The organism is Nafulsella turpanensis ZLM-10 (assembly GCF_000346615.1).
GTDB classification, from domain to species: Bacteria; Bacteroidota; Bacteroidia; order Cytophagales; family Cyclobacteriaceae; genus Nafulsella; species Nafulsella turpanensis.
Genome location: NZ_ANNU01000066.1, coordinates 19,960 through 37,519, shown reverse-complemented (window position 1 = coordinate 37,519; position 17,560 = coordinate 19,960). Strand labels below are relative to the sequence as shown.

Annotated in this window: 14 protein-coding genes and 1 pseudogene; 9 read left to right on the top strand and 6 right to left on the bottom strand. The window is 46.7% G+C overall.

The genetic code is table 11. The features are described from left to right. Positions 1 to 69: 69 nt before the first annotated feature. Positions 70 to 492, bottom strand: a complete 423-nt coding sequence (locus tag F752_RS0120785; protein ID WP_017733681.1) for a hypothetical protein — start codon at positions 490 to 492, stop codon at positions 70 to 72. Positions 493 to 732: 240 nt separating this feature from the next. Between F752_RS0120785 and hppD the strand changes: the two genes are divergently transcribed. The 4 genes from hppD (at position 733) to murB (ending at position 6,903) form a co-directional block, all read left to right on the top strand. Continuing rightward, positions 733 to 1,827: a 4-hydroxyphenylpyruvate dioxygenase gene (hppD, locus tag F752_RS0120780; protein ID WP_017733680.1), complete on the top strand. Its 1,095-nt coding sequence runs from the start codon at positions 733 to 735 to the stop codon at positions 1,825 to 1,827. A gap of 101 nt (positions 1,828 to 1,928) precedes the next feature. Further along, positions 1,929 to 3,659, top strand: a complete 1,731-nt coding sequence (locus F752_RS0120770) for a phospho-sugar mutase (RefSeq protein WP_017733678.1) — start codon at positions 1,929 to 1,931, stop codon at positions 3,657 to 3,659. A 248-nt stretch (positions 3,660 to 3,907) separates the two neighbouring features. Further along, positions 3,908 to 5,701, top strand: a complete 1,794-nt coding sequence (locus tag F752_RS0120765; protein WP_017733677.1) for a sodium:solute symporter family protein — start codon at positions 3,908 to 3,910, stop codon at positions 5,699 to 5,701. A gap of 182 nt (positions 5,702 to 5,883) precedes the next feature. Then, positions 5,884 to 6,903, top strand: a complete 1,020-nt coding sequence (gene murB / locus F752_RS0120760) for a UDP-N-acetylmuramate dehydrogenase (RefSeq protein WP_017733676.1) — start codon at positions 5,884 to 5,886, stop codon at positions 6,901 to 6,903. A 71-nt stretch (positions 6,904 to 6,974) separates the two neighbouring features. Here murB and F752_RS0120755 read toward each other — a convergent pair whose 3' ends face one another. Together F752_RS0120755 and F752_RS0120750 are read right to left on the bottom strand one after the other, a co-directional pair. Then, positions 6,975 to 8,624: a M1 family metallopeptidase gene (locus tag F752_RS0120755; RefSeq protein ID WP_017733675.1), complete on the bottom strand. Its 1,650-nt coding sequence runs from the start codon at positions 8,622 to 8,624 to the stop codon at positions 6,975 to 6,977. A gap of 114 nt (positions 8,625 to 8,738) precedes the next feature. Then, positions 8,739 to 9,236 carry a deoxycytidylate deaminase gene (locus F752_RS0120750; RefSeq protein WP_017733674.1) on the bottom strand — a complete coding sequence of 166 codons (498 nt, stop codon included), beginning with the start codon at positions 9,234 to 9,236 and terminating at the stop codon, positions 8,739 to 8,741. Positions 9,237 to 9,339: 103 nt separating this feature from the next. Here F752_RS0120750 and F752_RS0120745 point away from each other — a divergent pair, with 103 nt between their 5' ends. The 3 genes and pseudogenes from F752_RS0120745 to F752_RS26925 all read left to right on the top strand — a co-directional run bounded on the left by F752_RS0120745 (position 9,340) and on the right by F752_RS26925 (position 10,312). After that, positions 9,340 to 9,879 carry a DUF2911 domain-containing protein gene (locus tag F752_RS0120745; protein WP_017733673.1) on the top strand — a complete coding sequence of 180 codons (540 nt, stop codon included), beginning with the start codon at positions 9,340 to 9,342 and terminating at the stop codon, positions 9,877 to 9,879. An 81-nt stretch (positions 9,880 to 9,960) separates the two neighbouring features. Next, positions 9,961 to 10,104, top strand: a pseudogene (locus tag F752_RS26930) (Mpo1-like protein); the annotation flags it as partial. 37 nt (positions 10,105 to 10,141) lie between these two features. Continuing rightward, complete coding sequence (locus tag F752_RS26925) at positions 10,142 to 10,312, top strand: Mpo1-like protein (RefSeq protein ID WP_323754865.1); 171 nt, start codon at positions 10,142 to 10,144, stop codon at positions 10,310 to 10,312. Between the two features lie 342 nt (positions 10,313 to 10,654). On the opposite strand, the gene F752_RS0120735 is transcribed toward F752_RS26925, so the two are convergent. Continuing rightward, positions 10,655 to 11,857 carry a PQQ-dependent sugar dehydrogenase gene (locus tag F752_RS0120735; protein ID WP_152425241.1) on the bottom strand — a complete coding sequence of 401 codons (1,203 nt, stop codon included), beginning with the start codon at positions 11,855 to 11,857 and terminating at the stop codon, positions 10,655 to 10,657. 165 nt (positions 11,858 to 12,022) lie between these two features. Here F752_RS0120735 and abc-f point away from each other — a divergent pair, with 165 nt between their 5' ends. Next, positions 12,023 to 13,948, top strand: a complete 1,926-nt coding sequence (gene abc-f, locus F752_RS0120730; RefSeq protein WP_017733670.1) for a ribosomal protection-like ABC-F family protein — start codon at positions 12,023 to 12,025, stop codon at positions 13,946 to 13,948. Positions 13,949 to 14,121: 173 nt separating this feature from the next. Further along, a complete protein-coding gene (locus F752_RS24765) occupies positions 14,122 to 15,315 on the top strand; it encodes a type IX secretion system plug protein (RefSeq protein WP_051049929.1) in 1,194 nt (397 codons plus the stop codon). A 126-nt stretch (positions 15,316 to 15,441) separates the two neighbouring features. Here the strand turns inward: F752_RS24765 and cas6 are convergent, their stop codons facing one another. After that, entirely contained in the window at positions 15,442 to 16,305 is an 864-nt protein-coding gene (gene cas6 / locus F752_RS0120720; protein WP_017733668.1) for a CRISPR-associated endoribonuclease Cas6, read from the bottom strand. A gap of 156 nt (positions 16,306 to 16,461) precedes the next feature. After that, positions 16,462 to 17,556, bottom strand: coding sequence for a redox-regulated ATPase YchF (gene ychF, locus F752_RS0120715; protein WP_017733667.1), 1,095 nt, complete (start codon positions 17,554 to 17,556; stop codon positions 16,462 to 16,464). Between the last annotated feature and the right edge of the window lie 4 nt (positions 17,557 to 17,560).

Genomic DNA, 17,560 nt, shown 5'->3' with positions numbered 1-17,560 from the left:
ATATTTAATTATTTATTATTGTAAAAACCTGTATCGCTATTCTAGGACGAGACAAAAGGCAACTGTTGCTTACTTTGCAGTCCACACTTCTTCTTTTCCTACACCACTTACCATCAGCATCAGGCGGGTTGGGTTTGGTACAAAAACCAGTCGGGCAGGCTTGCCAGGGTAGTCATCCACATCTACCAATACTCCCTGCTGCATATCTGTATCCCAAAGTGGGGAGCCATCAGGTTTCTCTCCAACTTTCTGGTATTTATCTGCCAGATAAGCAATTGGCAGCAACACATCATTATCCGGGCAAATATCGTCGTGCACTACATGTAGCGCATCTTCCAGATACTCTCCATACTGGCTCACAAAATCATCTTCCATCGAATGCAGTTCCTCTTCTGCATCATCGTATTTCGGATCATTATAATTGAGCCCGGCCAGTTCGTTTTTCTTTTCTACCAACGCGGTCAGCGCTTTATCTAATGCCTTAATATCCATAGTCTGTTGTTGATTTCTGATACAAAGCTTAAACTATTGTCGAAAACAAGCAAATGTTTTCTTAAAAATTCAAAACCGGCTCAACATTCCCCCTCAATTTTAGTAGTATAGGAGGGTGTGCCTTATGATGAAACAGCTTCCCTGTATGGCGATGCAATGGTTTGCAGGGCCTGCTTTTTCATTTTTATTTGCTAAAGGAAAGCCCTATTTTTGCCCGGAAGACTAAAATAAAACCCCACCATGGAACAAGACTTTTTACCTATTAACGGTACCGACCACATCGAATTTTATGTTGGCAATGCCAAACAGTCGGCCATGTATTATCAGGCAGCACTTGGTTTTGAGTTAGTAGCCTATGCAGGGCCAGAAACAGGCGTCCGCGACCGCGCAAGCTATGTACTCAGGCAAAATAAACTACGCTTTGTTCTTACCTCTTCCCTCCAGCCGGGCACAGAAATAGCCAGACATGTAGAAAAGCATGGCGATGGCGTAAAAGTACTTGCCTTATGGGTAGATGATGCAACAAAAGCGTTTAACGAAACTACCAGCCGCGGAGCAGAGGCCGCCATGGAACCTCAAAAGCTGGAGGATGAACATGGGGAAGTGGTGGTGTCCGCAATTAAAACTTATGGCGAAACCATTCATAAATTTGTGGAGCGCAAAAACTATCAGGGGCCATTTATGCCGGGCTTTGTTGAAAAGAAAAGCACCTTCCCTATTAAGCCCATTGGCCTTGAGTATGTTGACCACTGTGTGGGAAATGTAGAGCTGGGTAAAATGGATGAATGGGTGAAGTTCTATGAAGATGTAATGGGCTTTAAACTGCTCCTTACCTTCGATGATAAGGATATTTCCACCAAATATACCGCACTCATGAGCAAGGTGGTAAGTAATGGAAACGGGTACATCAAGTTCCCGATTAACGAACCTGCCGAGGGTCTAAAAAAATCGCAGATCGACGAATACCTGGAATTCTACAAAGGTGCCGGCGTACAGCATATTGCCATTGCGACCAAAGACATTGTGGAAACCGTTAGCGAAATGCGCCGCCGGGGCATTGAGTTTTTAAATGTACCTGACACTTATTATGATGACCTGCAGGACCGTGTAGGCGAAATAGAAGAAGATATTCAGCCCCTCAAAGACCTCAACATTCTGGTCGATCGTGATGAGGAAGGCTATCTCCTCCAGATTTTCACCAAACCTATACAGGACCGCCCTACCCTCTTTTTCGAAATTATTCAGCGCAAAGGTGCCCGTTCGTTTGGAAAAGGGAACTTTAAAGCCCTCTTCGAAGCAATTGAGCGTGAGCAGGAGCTGAGGGGTAATTTATAAATTGAACCAGGAGTCAGAAGTCAAGAACCAGTACCCAAATACCTACATCTTGACTCCTGCTTCCTGATTCCTGACTCTTTAAAAACATTTTTTCATACTTCATGGAACAAGCAATTTTAAATAAAGCCCGCACCTGGCTGAACAGCAACATCGACGCTGAAGCAAAGGAGCAGATCAATACCTGGATAAACGAAAAGCAGGAAGAAGAACTTACTGAAGCTTTTTATAAAGACCTTGAGTTTGGCACAGGTGGCCTGCGGGGCATAATGGGTACAGGCTCCAACCGCATGAATAAATACACGGTTGGCATGGCTACTCAGGGACTGGCTAATTACCTGAAAAAGACTTATCCCGCCGAGAGCATCAGCGTAGCCATTGCCCATGACTGTCGCAATAACAGCCGCTTCTTTGCCGAGACCACCGCAGCTATTTTTTCGGCTAATGGTATAAAGGTTTTCTTCTTCGAAGCCCTCCGTCCAACACCGGAACTAAGCTTTGCCGTTCGTGAACTGGGCTGCAAAAGTGGTGTGGTACTCACTGCCTCCCATAACCCAAAGGAGTACAATGGTTACAAAGCCTACTGGAACGATGGTGCCCAACTGGTGCCTCCGCACGATAAAAACGTGATTGCCGAAGTCGGAAAAATCCGGAGCATCGATGAAGTAAACTTCGAAAAAAATGAACGCCTCATCCAGATTATCGGGCGGGAAATGGATGAAAAGTACCTTAACAAGGTGGCTTCTCTTTCCGTCTCGCCCGATGCCATTAAGGCGCAGCACGACCTGAAAATTGTTTTTACCCCTATTCATGGCACCGGTATAACTTTAGTTCCTGAAGCCCTAAAGCAAATTGGCTTTACCAATGTGCACGTAGTGGAGGAGCAGTCGGAGCCCAATGGAAATTTCCCAACAGTTGTCTACCCCAATCCTGAAGAAGCCGAAGCGCTTTCCATAGCCCTGGACAAGGCACGTGAACTGGATGCTGACCTGCTTATGGGAACGGACCCTGACTCCGACCGTGTAGGAATAGCCGTTAAAAACCAGGCTGGAGAATGGGAACTACTAAATGGCAACCAAACCGGTAGTCTGCTTATTTATTACCTACTGGAGGCCTGGAAACAAAAGAATAAGCTAAACGGCAACCAATACATTGTTAAAACCATTGTAACGACTGACCTTATTGATCGCATTGCTGAAGGCTATAATGTAGAGAGCTACGACACCCTCACCGGCTTTAAGTGGATTGCCTCCATTATCAGGGAGTTTGAAGGGAAAAAAGAATTTATTGCCGGCGGTGAAGAAAGCTATGGCTACCTGATTGGAGATTTTGTCCGCGACAAGGATGCGATTGCCTCCTGTGCCCTGATTGCCGAGCTGGCTGCTTTCGCCAAAAACAATGGCAAAACAGTATATGACATGCTGCTGGAAATGTACCAGCGCTTCGGCTTTTATCAGGAGAAACTTATTTCAGTAAAGAAAGAAGGTAAAAAAGGAGCCGAGGAAATCCAGCGCATGATGGCCAACCTCCGCAGCAATCCGCCACAGCAGATTGCGGGTTCGCGCCTGGTAAAAATTATTGATTACCAGGAAGGTGTTAGCCTGGATCTTTCCAGCGGAAAAGAGGAAAAACTCTCTTTCCCTAAGTCAAACGTTCTTCAGTACTTTACCGAGGATGGCAGTAAAATATCGGCCCGCCCTTCAGGTACCGAGCCCAAAATAAAGTTCTATATCAGTGTCAATACCAGCCTCAACAATACAGCTGCCTTTGAGCAGAAACAAAAAGAGCTGGAACAGAAAATAGCTCAGATTGTGGAAGATATGCAGCTAAGCTAATAACTTACCCCCTCATTTAAAAGCCGGCCTGAACTGCCGGCTTTTTTGTTGCGATAAATCTTACTTCCCGTTTTGCATCCGCCACTATTTTAGTACTTTAGACAAAATTTCGCTTACAGAAGAAATGGACAGCTGCAGTATGTTTACCCTATCTAAAAGGTTACCGCTAGAAAGGGAAAAAGAATACATTGCCAACTTCAAAGCTCACGACCACTAAGGCGGACCGTTCAATACTCACTACAAAACAAATGGAATTAGCGCTTGCAGACTGGATAGTCATTGGAGTTTTCCTTGCCATCACCATCTTTATTGGCCTTTACTTTCGGAAAAAGGCAGGTCAGGATATTGACAGCTTCTTTCTGGGTGGCCGAAACCTCCCCTGGTGGATTGCCGGCACTTCCATGGTAGCCACTACTTTTGCCGCCGACACCCCTCTGGCCGTTACCGAGCTGGTGGCCAACAATGGTATTGCCGGTAACTGGGTGTGGTGGAATATGCTCATCGGCGGTATGCTTACTACCTTTTTCTTTGCCAAATACTGGAGGCGGGCGGAGATTTTGACCGATGTGGAATTTATTGAAATGCGTTATAGTGGCAAAGAAGCCTCTTTCCTGCGGGGCTTTAAGGCAGTGTACCTTGGTCTTTTTATGAACGCACTGGTTATTGGCTGGGTAAATGTGGCGCTGATGTCGCTGCTAAAGGTGTTCTTTGGTATACCGGATGATATGCTTCTTTGGTATGTTTTTGCCGCTATGCTGGTTGTCGTACTTTATTCTTCTGTATCCGGCCTGTTAGGAGTCGCTTTTACAGATGTGGTCCAGTTTATTATTGCCATGGGCGGCTGTATAGTGCTGGCCTGGCTCGTGCTGGACTCCCCAAAAGTGGGCGGCATTAGCGGACTCAAAGAGCAACTACCGGAATGGTCGCTGAGTTTCTTTCCACAAATCGGCAGTGGCAGTGCTGGAATCGGCACTACCCTCGCCATGGGTTTTGGCAGTTTTTTTGCCATCATCGGTCTGCAGTGGTGGGCCAGCTGGTATCCGGGTAACGAACCAGGTGGTGGTGGCTATATTGCGCAGCGCATGATGGCCGCTAAAGATGAAAAAAATGCCATCTACGCCACCCTCTTTTTCCAGATTGCCCACTATGCCCTTCGTCCGTGGCCGTGGATTATTGTGGCTCTTTGTGCCGTGGTGCTGTACCCCGACCTTCCTGCCGATGATAAAAAGCTGGGTTATGTAATGGCGATGAAAGATTACTTGCCGGACGGCCTGCGAGGCTTACTGCTGGTGGCTTTTTTTGCTGCCTATATGAGCACCATTTCCACTCAGCTCAACTGGGGAACCAGCTATCTTATAAACGACCTTTATAAACGCTTTATAGCACCCGGAGCTTCCTCTGCTAAGCTGGTCGCGGCCAGCCGCATTGGTACCGGCCTCTTAATGCTGTTTGCCCTTCTAATTACCAGCCAGATAGAGACTATTTCCGGTGTGTGGGTATTTATTATCGAAGCAGGTGCGGGATTAGGGCTGGTGCTAATCCTCCGCTGGTACTGGTGGCGCATCAATGCCTGGAGCGAAATTGCCGCTACTGCAGCTCCCCTTTTCGCCTATGCCCTTACAAAATATGTTTTTGTGCAGTTCGATTCTGCCTGGGGCCTTTCTGTACTCGAAGACCCCCGGAGCTTCCTCTTCATTCTGGGCTTCACCACCATCAGCTGGATAGTCGTTACTTACCTTACCAAGCCTACCAACTTCAGAAAGCTTGAAGAGTTTTATGCCAAAGTACGACCTTTAGGCAACTGGAAGCCGTTTGAAAGAGGAATAAGAGATAATGTCACCATCTCCTACCTGGTAGTATGCTGGCTTAGTGCCGTGGTAATGGCCTATTCTGTACTGTTTTTCATTGGGCACCTGATTTTCCGGAACTGGATAGAAGTGCTGATTTACGGAACCATAAGCCTTATCTCTTTTTTCATACTGAAGAAGGCGTCCGATAAAGTAGACGTTTTTGCAGATGATAAAAAAGAAGTAGCGGCTTAGAAGATGGGGGATTTAAGACATGAGACGGTAGACATTGGACATTAGATAAAGGACAAAGGATGTTTTTCAAATGAGGCAACAAGGAATAAAAAGCCCGATTATTTAAAATGTAATCTTACGGGCGAAAAATGACATAACTGCCATACTCTATCATTCTATCATTCTATCATTCAAATTTAAAAATGACGCTCAACATAGAGAGGAATAAAAACCTAAAAGAATATAATACCTTTGGAATAGAAGCCGTTGCGCCTTACTTCTGCCAGATCCAAAGTACAGAAGAGTTACAGGCCCTCTTCCGCAATGAGCAATTTAAAAACATGCCCCTGCTGGTGCTGGGTGGTGGCAGCAACATCCTTTTTACCCGTAATCCCGAAGGGCTCGTACTGCTCAATAAAATCGGTGGTATTTCCATGGTGGAAGAAGGGGAGGAAAATGTTCTGGTAAAAGTAGGCGGTGGAGTCGTATGGCATGAGTTTGTGCTGAATACGATTGCCCAGGGCCTTGGCGGACTGGAAAACCTCTCGCTCATTCCTGGCACAGTCGGAGCAGCTCCTATGCAGAACATTGGTGCCTATGGAGTGGAAATTAAAGACACTTTTCATTCCCTGGAAGCCGTAAACAGGACAGATGGCAGCCTACGCACTTTCCGCCATGCCGATTGCCAGTTCGGCTATCGCAGCAGTGTATTTAAGACCAGCGAACGGGATAAATGGGTGATTAGCCATGTAACTTTTTCTCTACACAAGAAGCCGCAGTTTAATACTACTTACGGTGCTATTCAGCAAACTCTGGAAGAGAGAGGCATTAGTTCATTGAGCCTGAAGGCCATTAGCGATGCGGTAGTGCACATACGGCAGAGTAAGCTACCCGACCCGAAAAAGATTGGCAATGCCGGCAGCTTCTTTAAGAACCCGGTAATTGATGCAGCACATTTCACCAACCTTCAGCAGCAGTATGCCTCCATCCCCTCCTATCCGCAGGAAAACGGCATAAAAGTACCGGCTGGCTGGTTAATTGAGCAGTGCGGCTGGAAAGGCTATCGCCGCGGAAATGTGGGCGTGAATGATAAACAGGCACTGGTGCTCGTAAACCATGGTGGCGCAATAGGCGAGGAAATCCGGCAGTTATCGGAAGATATACAGGCTTCGGTGAAAGAGAAATTTGGTATTGAACTGGAGGCAGAGGTGAATTTTATTTAAGCACCTCCCCCTCAAAAAAGAAGAGCGGCTTATAAAAGGCCGCTCTTCTTTTAAGCTGTGTTGTAATTCTATCACTCCACCGTCAGGTCCATATAGCTTACGTAAAAGTCAGGGTCTACTTTTAAGCTTGCATCTGCCGGCACTTCTTTCAGTACCGACCATTTTCCTTCTTTCGGCTCCAGCCACTTTTCCACTCCATTAATGCTTACCTGCACCGGCATATCAAACCCATCTACCACATTGCTCCAGCGGTAGGCCAGGGTGCCATTCAGGAATCGGTATTCAAGGGTAGGAATATGAATGGTGCGCAGGTATTGGTCGAAGAAGTCCGATAAATCCATACCTGTTCGTTCGCTCAGGTAATTTTCAATCTGTTCCGTAGTTACCGTTTGGTGCCAGAACTCCTTATTCATGCCACGGAGAATGCTGCGCCACTTTTCATCGTCATTTACCAGCTGACGGAGGGTGTGTAACATGTTGGCACCTTTAAAGTACATATCGCTGGATCCTGAATAGTTTACATCATATATCCCGATGATCGGGCGGTCGTTCTGGATGGCGGAACGGGTACCCCGTACATATTCGCTACCTGCCTCTTTTCCGAAGAAATATTCGAGAAAGAGGTTTTCGGAATAGGCCGTAAAGCTTTCATGTATCCACATATCAGCCGCATCTTTATAGGTAATGTTGTTGGCGAACCACTCATGCCCCGACTCATGCACGATGATAAAGTCGAACTTCATGCCCTGCCCGGTCAGGCTCCAGTCACGGCCTTTATAGCCGTTCTGATAGCCATTTCCATAAGTCACTGAGCTCTGGTGTTCCATGCCCAGGTAAGGAGCTTCCACCAGCTTATAGCCATCTTTGTACCATGGGTAAGGGCCAAACCAGTGCTCGAAAGCCTCCAGCATTCGGGGAACTTCCTTAAACTGCTCCTTTGCCTTTTTCAGGTTCTCCGGCAGCACATAGTAATCGAGCGTCAACTTACCTTTTTCTCCTTTATATACGCCATCGAAATGGACGTAGTCAGCAATATTGATGTTCACGCCATAGTTGTTGATGGGATTATCGACATACCAGTGGTAGGTTTTGGTGTCCTTCTTTTTATGATGCTCCACCCCTCTCAGGCGGCCATTAGAAACATCCATAAGTTCTTCCGGCACGGTTACGCTAATAAGCATACTATCAACCTCGTCGTACATATGGTCTTTATTGGGCCACCAGAGGCTGGCACCATCGCCCTGATTTGAGCTGGCAATAAATGGGCGACCTTTACTGTCGGTGGTCCATGTAATGCCCCCGCTCCAGGGTGGATTTTCACTTACCTGCGGTTTGCCCCCGTAATGCACCACTACGGAATTGACCTCCCCTTTCTCCTGCGGCTTTTCCAACTCCACAAACCAGGCATTGCCGTCCTGCTCAAAGGAAAGCCCCTCCCCGTTTTGGGTTATTTTGTGGATTTGCATCGGTGGCTGCAGGTCAATCTGCATACGCTGCTGTGGCTCCAGCACCTGATACTGGATGGTATTTTTCCCTTCAATGGTTTTCTCCTCCGGGTCTACTGCAATATCGAGGTGGTAGTAAGTCAGGTCCCACCACTCCCGTTCAGGCGTAATACTCCCCCGCAGGGTATCCTGCCGGGTAAAGACGGGTGTTTCCTGAGCCTGAAGGGAGATGACTGAGAAAAGTATAAGTAAAGTAAACAGAAATTGCTTTTTCATGTATTAAATCCAGAAAAGATATTTTTTGCACATAATTATTCTAAAACCAATCAGCCTCCGCTTTCAATTTTCGCCCCTATTGTTGCTCTTTCTTTTTACCCCGCCAGTACCCCCTCAAATCATATCCGTCAAATTACTCAGCTTGCCCTCGTACTGCTCCGTGGCGACCCCGAACTCCTGCAGAAAGCCGAGGCCTTCGTCTATATCAATGCCTTTATAAGCAGCGTATGACTTCAGGTAAATGACTTTTTCGATGCCGGCACTGTAAATAATGCGGGCACAGGCCAGGCAGGGCGAGAGTGTAACATAGAGGGTAGACCCCTCTACCTTGGCATTGTTCTTGATCGCATATAAGATGGCGTTTTGCTCGGCATGGATAGCCAGCGAGCAGCTGCCTTTGCGATCGCGGGCACAACCGGTTTCCGGCCATTCCTCATCGCAATTGTGCGTTCCGGCCGGCGGACCGTTGTAGCCGATGCTGATAATGCGGGTATCTTTGGTAAGAACGGCTCCCACATGCCGCTTTACGCAGTGAGAGCGTCTGGCGAGATTCACCGCCAGTTCCATAAAGATATCGTCGTACTCGGGTTTTTCCTGAAAGGTTCTGTCCATAGGTCTGAAAGCAGAGGTCGGCAGGCGGTACTTTGTTTAAATAGATAAAATATTCTATTTTGCCTGTACAAAGGTGTAAATTAATACTTTTATTCAAAAAGATATGTCATTCAGAAGCGTTTTCTGCACAGCCCTCCTGGCTGTAATGTTTATCCTGTATACCGATGCCCGTGCACAGGAACCGGTAAAACCGCGTACCAGCCCCCTTGAAATGGTGACCTTCCCCTGGGAAGATACCTATATCAAAATCACTTACAGCCAGCCGCATAAAGAAGGCCGGAATATTTTTGGAGAACTGGTTCCCTATGGCAAAATCTGGCGTACCGGGGCGAATGAAGCTACTGAAATTACCACCACCCGTGATATTAAGCTTGCCGGACATGAAGTACCCGCCGGCACTTATTCTATCTTTACCATCCCTCAAAAGGATAAATGGACGGTAATTCTAAATAAAAGTCTTGGCCTCTGGGGAGCTTTTAACTACAATGAGAAAAATGATTTGCTCCGGTTCGATGTACCTACCCATCAACTCGATACTACTTATGAGCCCTTTACCATTAAGTTCGACCAGTATAAAAATGATGTGGTCCTCAAAATGATGTGGGACCGCACCGGTATTGAGATGCCGGTTGAGTTTGAGTAAGAGACATAGGACATGAGACATAAGACCAGAAGAATGTTTAGTCCTTCTCCTCACTAAAATATCAACCTAAATAGAACTACCATGGCAACAGCAAAGCAATACCAGGGCCTGAAGGAGTTTTATCCTTATTATCTTTCAGAACACCAAAACCCAAGCTGCCGCAAACTTCATTGTGTGGGCATTACCCTAGTGTTTATTGTCTTGGCCTGGGCGCTGATTACCCTAAGCTGGTGGGAATTATTTCTGGCACCAGTGGTGGGATATGGCTTTGCCGCAGCGGCGGATCGTATGGGCAGGGCATGCTTTCTTCGAACGAAACAAACCTGCTACTTTTCCATACCCGGCATGGAGCCTTGCTTCTGACTTTATCTTGTACTGGCAGCTGCTTGGCGGAAAAGAAAGATTCAATCCAAAAGCAAAGAGCAGGGTTTAGAATTAAGATATTAAGTAATCAAAAAGGAACAGCCTCTGCAGAATTGTGGAGGCTGTTCCTTTTTGTAAAGCTGGAAAAAAAGCCTGACTTCTTGAATAAATTTCACTCTCCCGGCAAAAGCTAATAAATGGCTGCCATTGCGAGCGCAGCGAAGTAATCTATTGATAAGCTAATTAGCCTGAAAGAAGTACTAATCTTCGGAAGATGGCCGCGCTTCGCTCGCCATGACAAAACCATGGGAGAAAGCTTAAGATCACATAGAAACAGCTCGTTAGCCAGCCGCTTCCAGGCACCAGTCACCAAAAATCGAACAACTAACGACCCTCAACCAACAACTAATACCTACCCTTCATAGGTAATCCGGTAAATTACGCCGGCATGGTCATCCGACACCAGCAAAGAACCATCGGGTAATTGTAGCAAAGCGACAGGGCGGCCCCAGGCTTCCTGCTCTTCTTCATTCAGCCATCCATCGGCAAAGGTTTCGTAGCTAACAGCGTTTCCATTCTCATCTACATTTACCTTTTGAATGCGATAGCCGATTTTCTCATCACGGTTCCAGCTTCCATGCTCCGGAATCAGAATCTGGTTCTTATATGCAGGAGGGAACATATTACCGGTATAAAACTTCATGCCCAGCGGCGCTACATGCGGACCCAGGTTTTGGGCCGGGGCCACAAATTCTTCACAGGGTTGGCCTTTCCCAAATTCCGGATCAGGAATTTCACCTGCATGGCAGTAAGGATAGCCGAAATGCATTCCTTTTTCAGGTGCCCGGTTAAGCTCATCGGGTGGCAGGTTATTCCCCAGCATATCGCGCCCATTTTCGGTAAACCACAGCACATCGGTTTCGGGATGCCAGTCAAAGCCTACTGAATTACGAACTCCTTCAGCAAAAATCTCCATATTAGAGCCATCGGGATTCATGCGGGTAATAGTGGCATAAATATCCTCTTCGGAATCACAGATATTACAGGGGGCACCTACCGGCACATAGAGCTTGCCATCAGGCCCAAAGTTGATGTACTTCCAGCCATGGTGCCTGTCTGTTGGATAATCATCAAAAACCACCTCAGGCTTTGGCGGGTTGGCAAGATTAGCTTCAATATCAGGAAAACGTAATATCCGGTTTACCTCCGCTACGTACAAATCGCCATCGCGAAAGGCAACTCCGTTTGGCATATTAAGGCCTGAAGCAATTACATACTGCTCGTCGGCTACCCCATCCTTATTTTCATCTACCACGGCATATACCTTATCGGCAGAGCGGTTGCCAACGAAGACAGTGCCCTCCTCTCCCAGCGCCAGGGAACGGGCATCTTCAATACCAGCGGCAAAAACAGAAATATTAAATCCTTCCGGGAGGTTAATCTTGTCAAGCGGTAGATTATCCGGATTGTAGGTATTTGTTACTGTTAAATCGCGAGGGGCAATTACTTCTTCCACCTCTGTAATTTCGGCCTCCTGTTCGGCGCCATTGCTACCACAGGCTGTTACGGCAAGCAAACCACCCAGTACAAGGGCAGTACCAGCAATTTTTTTCATACTAGTTTCTTCAGTTAATTTAAAAAAGAACTTCGGCAGGGCTGTATGGTTATAATTTAAATTCATCCACCTGTTAAAAAGCAGCTTTATAGCTACCCTGCCGGCTAATCGCACATAATTCAGCAAAAATAAGGAATAAAGCAGGAGGAGATGTAAATTTGCACTATGGTATCCATTAATAATTTATCTTACTTTTTAGGCGATCGCCCCCTCTATTACGAAGCAAACCTGCATATTAAGCCGAAGGACCGGATTGGGCTTATCGGCCTGAACGGAACAGGAAAATCCACCCTCCTGCGGTTAATCAACGGGGAATTTCAGCCCGATGAAGGAGAAATCAGCAAGAGCTCCGATACGACTATTGGCTTCCTCAACCAGGATCTGCTCTCCTACCAGTCAGATGACAGCATCCTGTCTGTAGCCATGCAGGCTTTTGCCGAAGCGGTACAAATTCAGAAAGATATAGACAAGGTACTCCACCAGATGGAAGTGGCTTATGAAGATAAGCTGGTAGATAAACTAACCCGCCTGCAGGAAAAGTTTGAAGCCCTCGACGGCTACAGCATGCAGGCGCAGGCCGAGTCGGTACTGGAAGGCATTGGCTTCCAGACTGCCGACCTTAAACGCCCCCTGCGTGAATTTTCCGGTGGCTGGCGCATGAGGGTAATGCTGGCTAAACTGCTACTCGAAAAGCCCAACCTGCTCATGCTCGATGAGCCTACCAACCACCTTGACCTTCCATCTATCCAGTGGCTGGAAAATTACCTCCGCACCTATGAAGGAGCCGTAATTGTGGTTTCGCACGACCAGGAATTTCTCGACAATATGGTTACCAGCATTGTGGAAGTGGCCCAGCGCGACCTCATTCAGTATGCCGGTAATTATAGCTTTTACCTGGAAGAAAAAGAGCAGCGCAACGAGATACAGCGCAATGCCTATGAAAACCAGCAGCAAAAAATAAAACAGACCGAGCGCTTTATCGAACGCTTCCGCTCCAAAGCTACCAAAGCACGGCAGGTGCAGTCGCGGGTAAAATCGCTGGAACGGATGGATATGATCGATGATGTGATAGAAGAAAACCGCCGGGTAAACTTTAAGTTTACCATGAATCAGCAGAGCGGTCGTTTTATCATGACGCTGAAGAATGTATCAAAATCTTACGGTGACCTGCAAATACTGAAGAATACCAATGCACAAATTGAGAGAGGCGATAAAATAGCCCTGATTGGTGCCAATGGAAAAGGAAAGTCTACCCTGCTGCGGATTATTTCGGGTAGCGAACCCATTGAAGGGGAAAGAATAGAAGGGTATAATGTAAACACTGCCTTTTACGCCCAGCACCAGCTCGAAAGCCTTGGTGTTAATAATGAAATACTTGAAGAGTTAAAACAAGCCGGCAGCGAAAAGAGCGAAACCGAGTTAAGGAATATTCTTGGCTGCTTTCTGTTTACCGACGAAGAGGTATTCAAGAAAATAAAAGTCCTTTCGGGTGGAGAAAAATCGCGGGTAGCGCTGGCCAAAACCCTCCTGGCCGAGGCGAACTTCCTGATGCTGGACGAACCAACGAACCACCTCGACATACAGTCCGTCAACATCCTGATACAGGCGCTACAGCAGTACGAAGGCAGCTTTGTGGTGGTATCGCACAACCGCCACTTTATTTCGCGCACAGCCAATAAAATATGGTATATCGAAGACCAGGAAATAAAGGAATACCCGGGTACTTACGACGAATATGTATGGTGGCGCTCCCAGCAGGAGCAGCAGGAGGAAGAATCGCCTAAAAAGGCAAAAGCTGTAAAAGAGAAGAAGCAAAGAACCCCCAGCGAAACCGAACTGCTACAAAAAGAAGTAAAGCAGCTGCATAAAAAGCTGGAGGAAGCCGAAGCCCGTGTGACTGAGTTCGAAAAAAAGACAAAAGCAACCGAAGCTGAAATGGCAAAGCCGGAAGTATACGGGCAGCCAGATAATTTAGCTGAGGCTACACAGCGCTACGAGCAGCAAAAGAAACAGCTGGAAGAGTGGCAGCAAAAGTGGGATGAATTAGCTGTCGAAATAGAAGAGAAAGAAAAAGAACTCAACGAAGAATAATTTTTTGATGACTGCCGTTTCCGAAAGGGAACGGCATTATTTTATTATCTATGTACCGAAACATTCGAAATTTCACTCTTTTAGCCCACCTGTTGCTCTTTTTTCTAGTAGGTGCGTGTGTTCCCCTCGAACAGCAGGGCAGCAGCTCAGCGGCTACAACAGGCCCTGTGTTAATGAAGGATAAAACTTACATACCAACCATTCACTCTGCCCAAATTTACCCCTACACCCGACAGGAGGCGGCCTCCCTGGCACCTGCCGTTATTTCTTTAGACCAGGAACCACGCCTGCTGCTCACCTTCGACGACCTGCAGCCAGATACAGAGCAGTACCAGGTGCGCATCATTCACTGCAACTGGAGCTGGGAACCTTCCCGCCTAACTTCCCTGCAGTACCTTTTTTCCTTTAATGAGTTTCCTGTTACGGAATACGAATTCTCCCAAAACACTTTTATTCCGTACGTACATTACCAGTTTCTGGTACCCAAAGTAAAAATACCCGGCAATTATGTGTTGGCTGTGTATCGAAATAATAACCCTGAAGAAGTAGTGCTGACCAGGCGGTTTATGGTTTATACCAATCAGGTAGGTATTGAATACGCCACTGTCCTTCCTTCCGGCTCAGTGGCCAGAAGGGAGAACCAGCAAATCGATTTTAGCCTGAACTACAGCAATCTTGCCAACGTTAATGACCCTTCCAACCAGTTTAAAGTGGTAATCCGGCAGAACCGCCACTGGGAAAATGCCAAATTCGGCTTTACGCCCAGCAGCATTGAGCCTGGTTTTGGAGAGATAGAATACCATCTTTTTGACCAGTCGAACCAGTTTAAGGGAGGAAATGAATACCGCTTTTTCGATTTACGAACTGTGCGGGCCAGGGGCCAGAATGTAGGAGAAGTGCTGAGGGACTCCACCGGTATTCATGCTTACCTGGTACCGAACGAAAGCCGTGCAGGAGAAGCCTACAGCCAGATTAGAGACCTGAATGGCTGGTTCCACCTCACTAACCTTGAGTATCCGGAACCTCCTGTTAGCTCAGAGTATGTAAATGTCCATTTTTTCCTGGAGGCAGAGGCACCACTCTCCAGCCCGGTATATGTGGCAGGTGGACTTACCAATTATAATGAAGCTCCCCCCTACCGGATGCGCTACGATGCCGAAGCAGGCGGCTACCTCGCCGACCTGCTCCTGAAGCAGGGCTGGTATAATTATATGTTTTTACTGGGTAATGATGAGCAGAAATATGCTCTTGAAGGAAGCTTTGCCGAAACGGAAAATCTGTATGAGATTATCGTTTACTACCGGCCGCCGGGAGAAATTTATGATACCATTGTAGGCTACGCCGAATTTACCAGCAGGGAGCGTTAAGGAAGGGAGGAACAAAGCTTTATCTCCCCCTCAGCTACACAAATCTAAAGCCCCGGAAAACACACAGGCAAAAAAAGAGGTGCCCCTACAGGCACCTCTTCCTTATTTATACTTTTTTCAAGCGAGCTATTCGTTATCCTGAGTTTGACGTTGTCTTGGCTGGGGAGCCTGATGCTGAAATTCGCGCATTTTAACTCCTTCCACTTCATACTTAACGGCCCTCTTGCTGGGGTCGCTATTAGCAATATCGAGCATACCAAAACCTTTATGTGTGCAGGAACCAAGGCCACAGGCAAATACAAACTGTTGTACCTCCGGTGCGGCATAAAGGGTAAAAGGAAGGGTATAACCTCTTACTTCATACTTTACATCCTGATCAAAGAGAGGATAAATACGGGCAAACTTTTTCTGCCCTTCTTTAATTTTGTTCAGGTAATTGCGGTCCGGAACCAGCTGAAACTTGTAAAAAGAAGTAAGCTGTTCTGTGGTATAATCTCCAGACTGCTCCATCCGGCTAATGGTAGACTCATAGAGCATATCGGAAAACTGATCGGAAGTCGGGCTGATAAAAGCCTTGCCTGAAGCATCGTTAAAGCTGGGCGCGCTAAGTACAAGCGGAGAAATACAAATAAACTTGGTACTCTCTCCTACTTCAGGCATTTCCTCCTTTTCAACCGTTTCCGGAATTAAAAGCAGGTTCCCAACCTCAATCTGTTCATAGGTAAAGAGCATCCTGATCAGGTAGTCGATAAAACCCTGGTCCTGGCTGGAAAGCACAAGTGTAATCCGGCTTGAGTAATAGTGAAGCCCGTTTCGGCTAATCTTGGTCTGCCCCTTTAAGCCGGAAAAGTTATAAAAGGTATAGTCTCTATACTTCTTTTCACCGCCCTGAATGATAAGCCCTTTAATTAACTGGGCCAGCAGGTACTGATGGTGAAAAGGAACATAGCCACCCTTGTTCTTCAGTAAAAATATTATACGTACCCTCAATCTTACAAAAATTTAATTCTCGAACTAGTTCGTACAGCAATTTAAATGCTGCCCTAAAAAATACACTCTATTCTAAATCTCTATTGATAACTTAGGGATTACCCGATTGTTTTAGTATACCAATATGACAAATCTAACAGATAATTCAATGAATGCCTAAACATTAAATCTAAAATGCATGACATCTCCATCTGAAACTACGTACTCTTTCCCTTCAATTGAAACTTTTCCAGCCTCTTTACAGGCCACTTCGGTTTTATATTGCTGGTAATCGGCCAGCTTAATTACTTCTGCCTTTATAAAGCCACGCTCAAAATCGGTATGGATTACTCCTGCCGCCTGGGGAGCCTTCCAGCCTCTGCGGATGGTCCAGGCCCGTACTTCCTGCTTCCCCGCCGTAAAATAGGTAATCAGGTCGAGCAACTGATAGGAGCCACGGATGAGTTTGTGAAGGCCCGGCTCTTTAAGGCCATACTCTTCAAGGAACATCTGGCGCTCCTCCAGGTCCAGCTCCGCAATCTGCGATTCCAGTGCCGCACACACCCGGATTACCTGTGCATTTTCGGCAGCTACAGAATCTTTAAGCTTCTTTACAAATTCATTATCCTCGTGGAGCGACTCTTCATCGACATTGGCCACATAAATTACAGGCTTCACCGTGAGGAGCTGCAGATCGGCAATAACGGCTTTTTCCTCATCCGTTACTTCTATCGCTCTTGCATTCAGCCCGCTTTCAAGTCCTTTTTTGTACTTTTCTAACGAAGCCAAATCTTTTTTCGCCTGGGCATCGCCAATTTTAGCAACCTTCTGCACCTTCTGAATCTTCTTCTCTACCGACTCCAGATCTTTGAGCTGCAGCTCAGTATCAATTACCTCTTTATCAAAAACAGGATTTACCTTTCCCTCCACGTGAACGATGTTCTCGTCCTGAAAACAGCGAACCACATGCACGATGGCATCTACCTCACGAATATTGGCCAGGAATTTATTTCCCAGACCCTCTCCTTTGCTGGCTCCTTTTACCAGGCCGGCAATATCCACAAACTCTATTACAGTGGGTATCACCCGCTCCGGCTTAACCAGTTCTTTGAGTACATCGAGGCGTTCGTCCGGCACAGAAATTACGCCTACGTTTGGCTCAATGGTACAAAAAGGAAAGTTGGCCGCCTCTGCCTTTGCATTGGAAAGCGCGTTAAAAAGGGTTGATTTGCCAACGTTGGGTAATCCTACTATCCCTACCTGCAATGCCATAATC

What these genes read in the sequence shown, in the direction of transcription:
- F752_RS0120785 (WP_017733681.1), bottom strand. Translation starts at nt 492, where the DNA reads ATGGATATTAAGGCATTAGATAAAGCGCTGACCGCGTTGGTAGAAAAG.
- hppD (WP_017733680.1), top strand. Translation starts at nt 733, where the DNA reads ATGGAACAAGACTTTTTACCTATTAACGGTACCGACCACATCGAATTT.
- F752_RS0120770 (WP_017733678.1), top strand. Translation starts at nt 1,929, where the DNA reads ATGGAACAAGCAATTTTAAATAAAGCCCGCACCTGGCTGAACAGCAAC.
- F752_RS0120765 (WP_017733677.1), top strand. Translation starts at nt 3,908, where the DNA reads ATGGAATTAGCGCTTGCAGACTGGATAGTCATTGGAGTTTTCCTTGCC.
- murB (WP_017733676.1), top strand. Translation starts at nt 5,884, where the DNA reads ATGACGCTCAACATAGAGAGGAATAAAAACCTAAAAGAATATAATACC.
- F752_RS0120755 (WP_017733675.1), bottom strand. Translation starts at nt 8,624, where the DNA reads ATGAAAAAGCAATTTCTGTTTACTTTACTTATACTTTTCTCAGTCATC.
- F752_RS0120750 (WP_017733674.1), bottom strand. Translation starts at nt 9,236, where the DNA reads ATGGACAGAACCTTTCAGGAAAAACCCGAGTACGACGATATCTTTATG.
- F752_RS0120745 (WP_017733673.1), top strand. Translation starts at nt 9,340, where the DNA reads ATGTCATTCAGAAGCGTTTTCTGCACAGCCCTCCTGGCTGTAATGTTT.
- F752_RS26925 (WP_323754865.1), top strand. Translation starts at nt 10,142, where the DNA reads ATGGCTTTGCCGCAGCGGCGGATCGTATGGGCAGGGCATGCTTTCTTC.
- F752_RS0120735 (WP_152425241.1), bottom strand. Translation starts at nt 11,857, where the DNA reads ATGAAAAAAATTGCTGGTACTGCCCTTGTACTGGGTGGTTTGCTTGCC.
- abc-f (WP_017733670.1), top strand. Translation starts at nt 12,023, where the DNA reads ATGGTATCCATTAATAATTTATCTTACTTTTTAGGCGATCGCCCCCTC.
- F752_RS24765 (WP_051049929.1), top strand. Translation starts at nt 14,122, where the DNA reads ATGAAGGATAAAACTTACATACCAACCATTCACTCTGCCCAAATTTAC.
- ychF (WP_017733667.1), bottom strand. Translation starts at nt 17,556, where the DNA reads ATGGCATTGCAGGTAGGGATAGTAGGATTACCCAACGTTGGCAAATCA.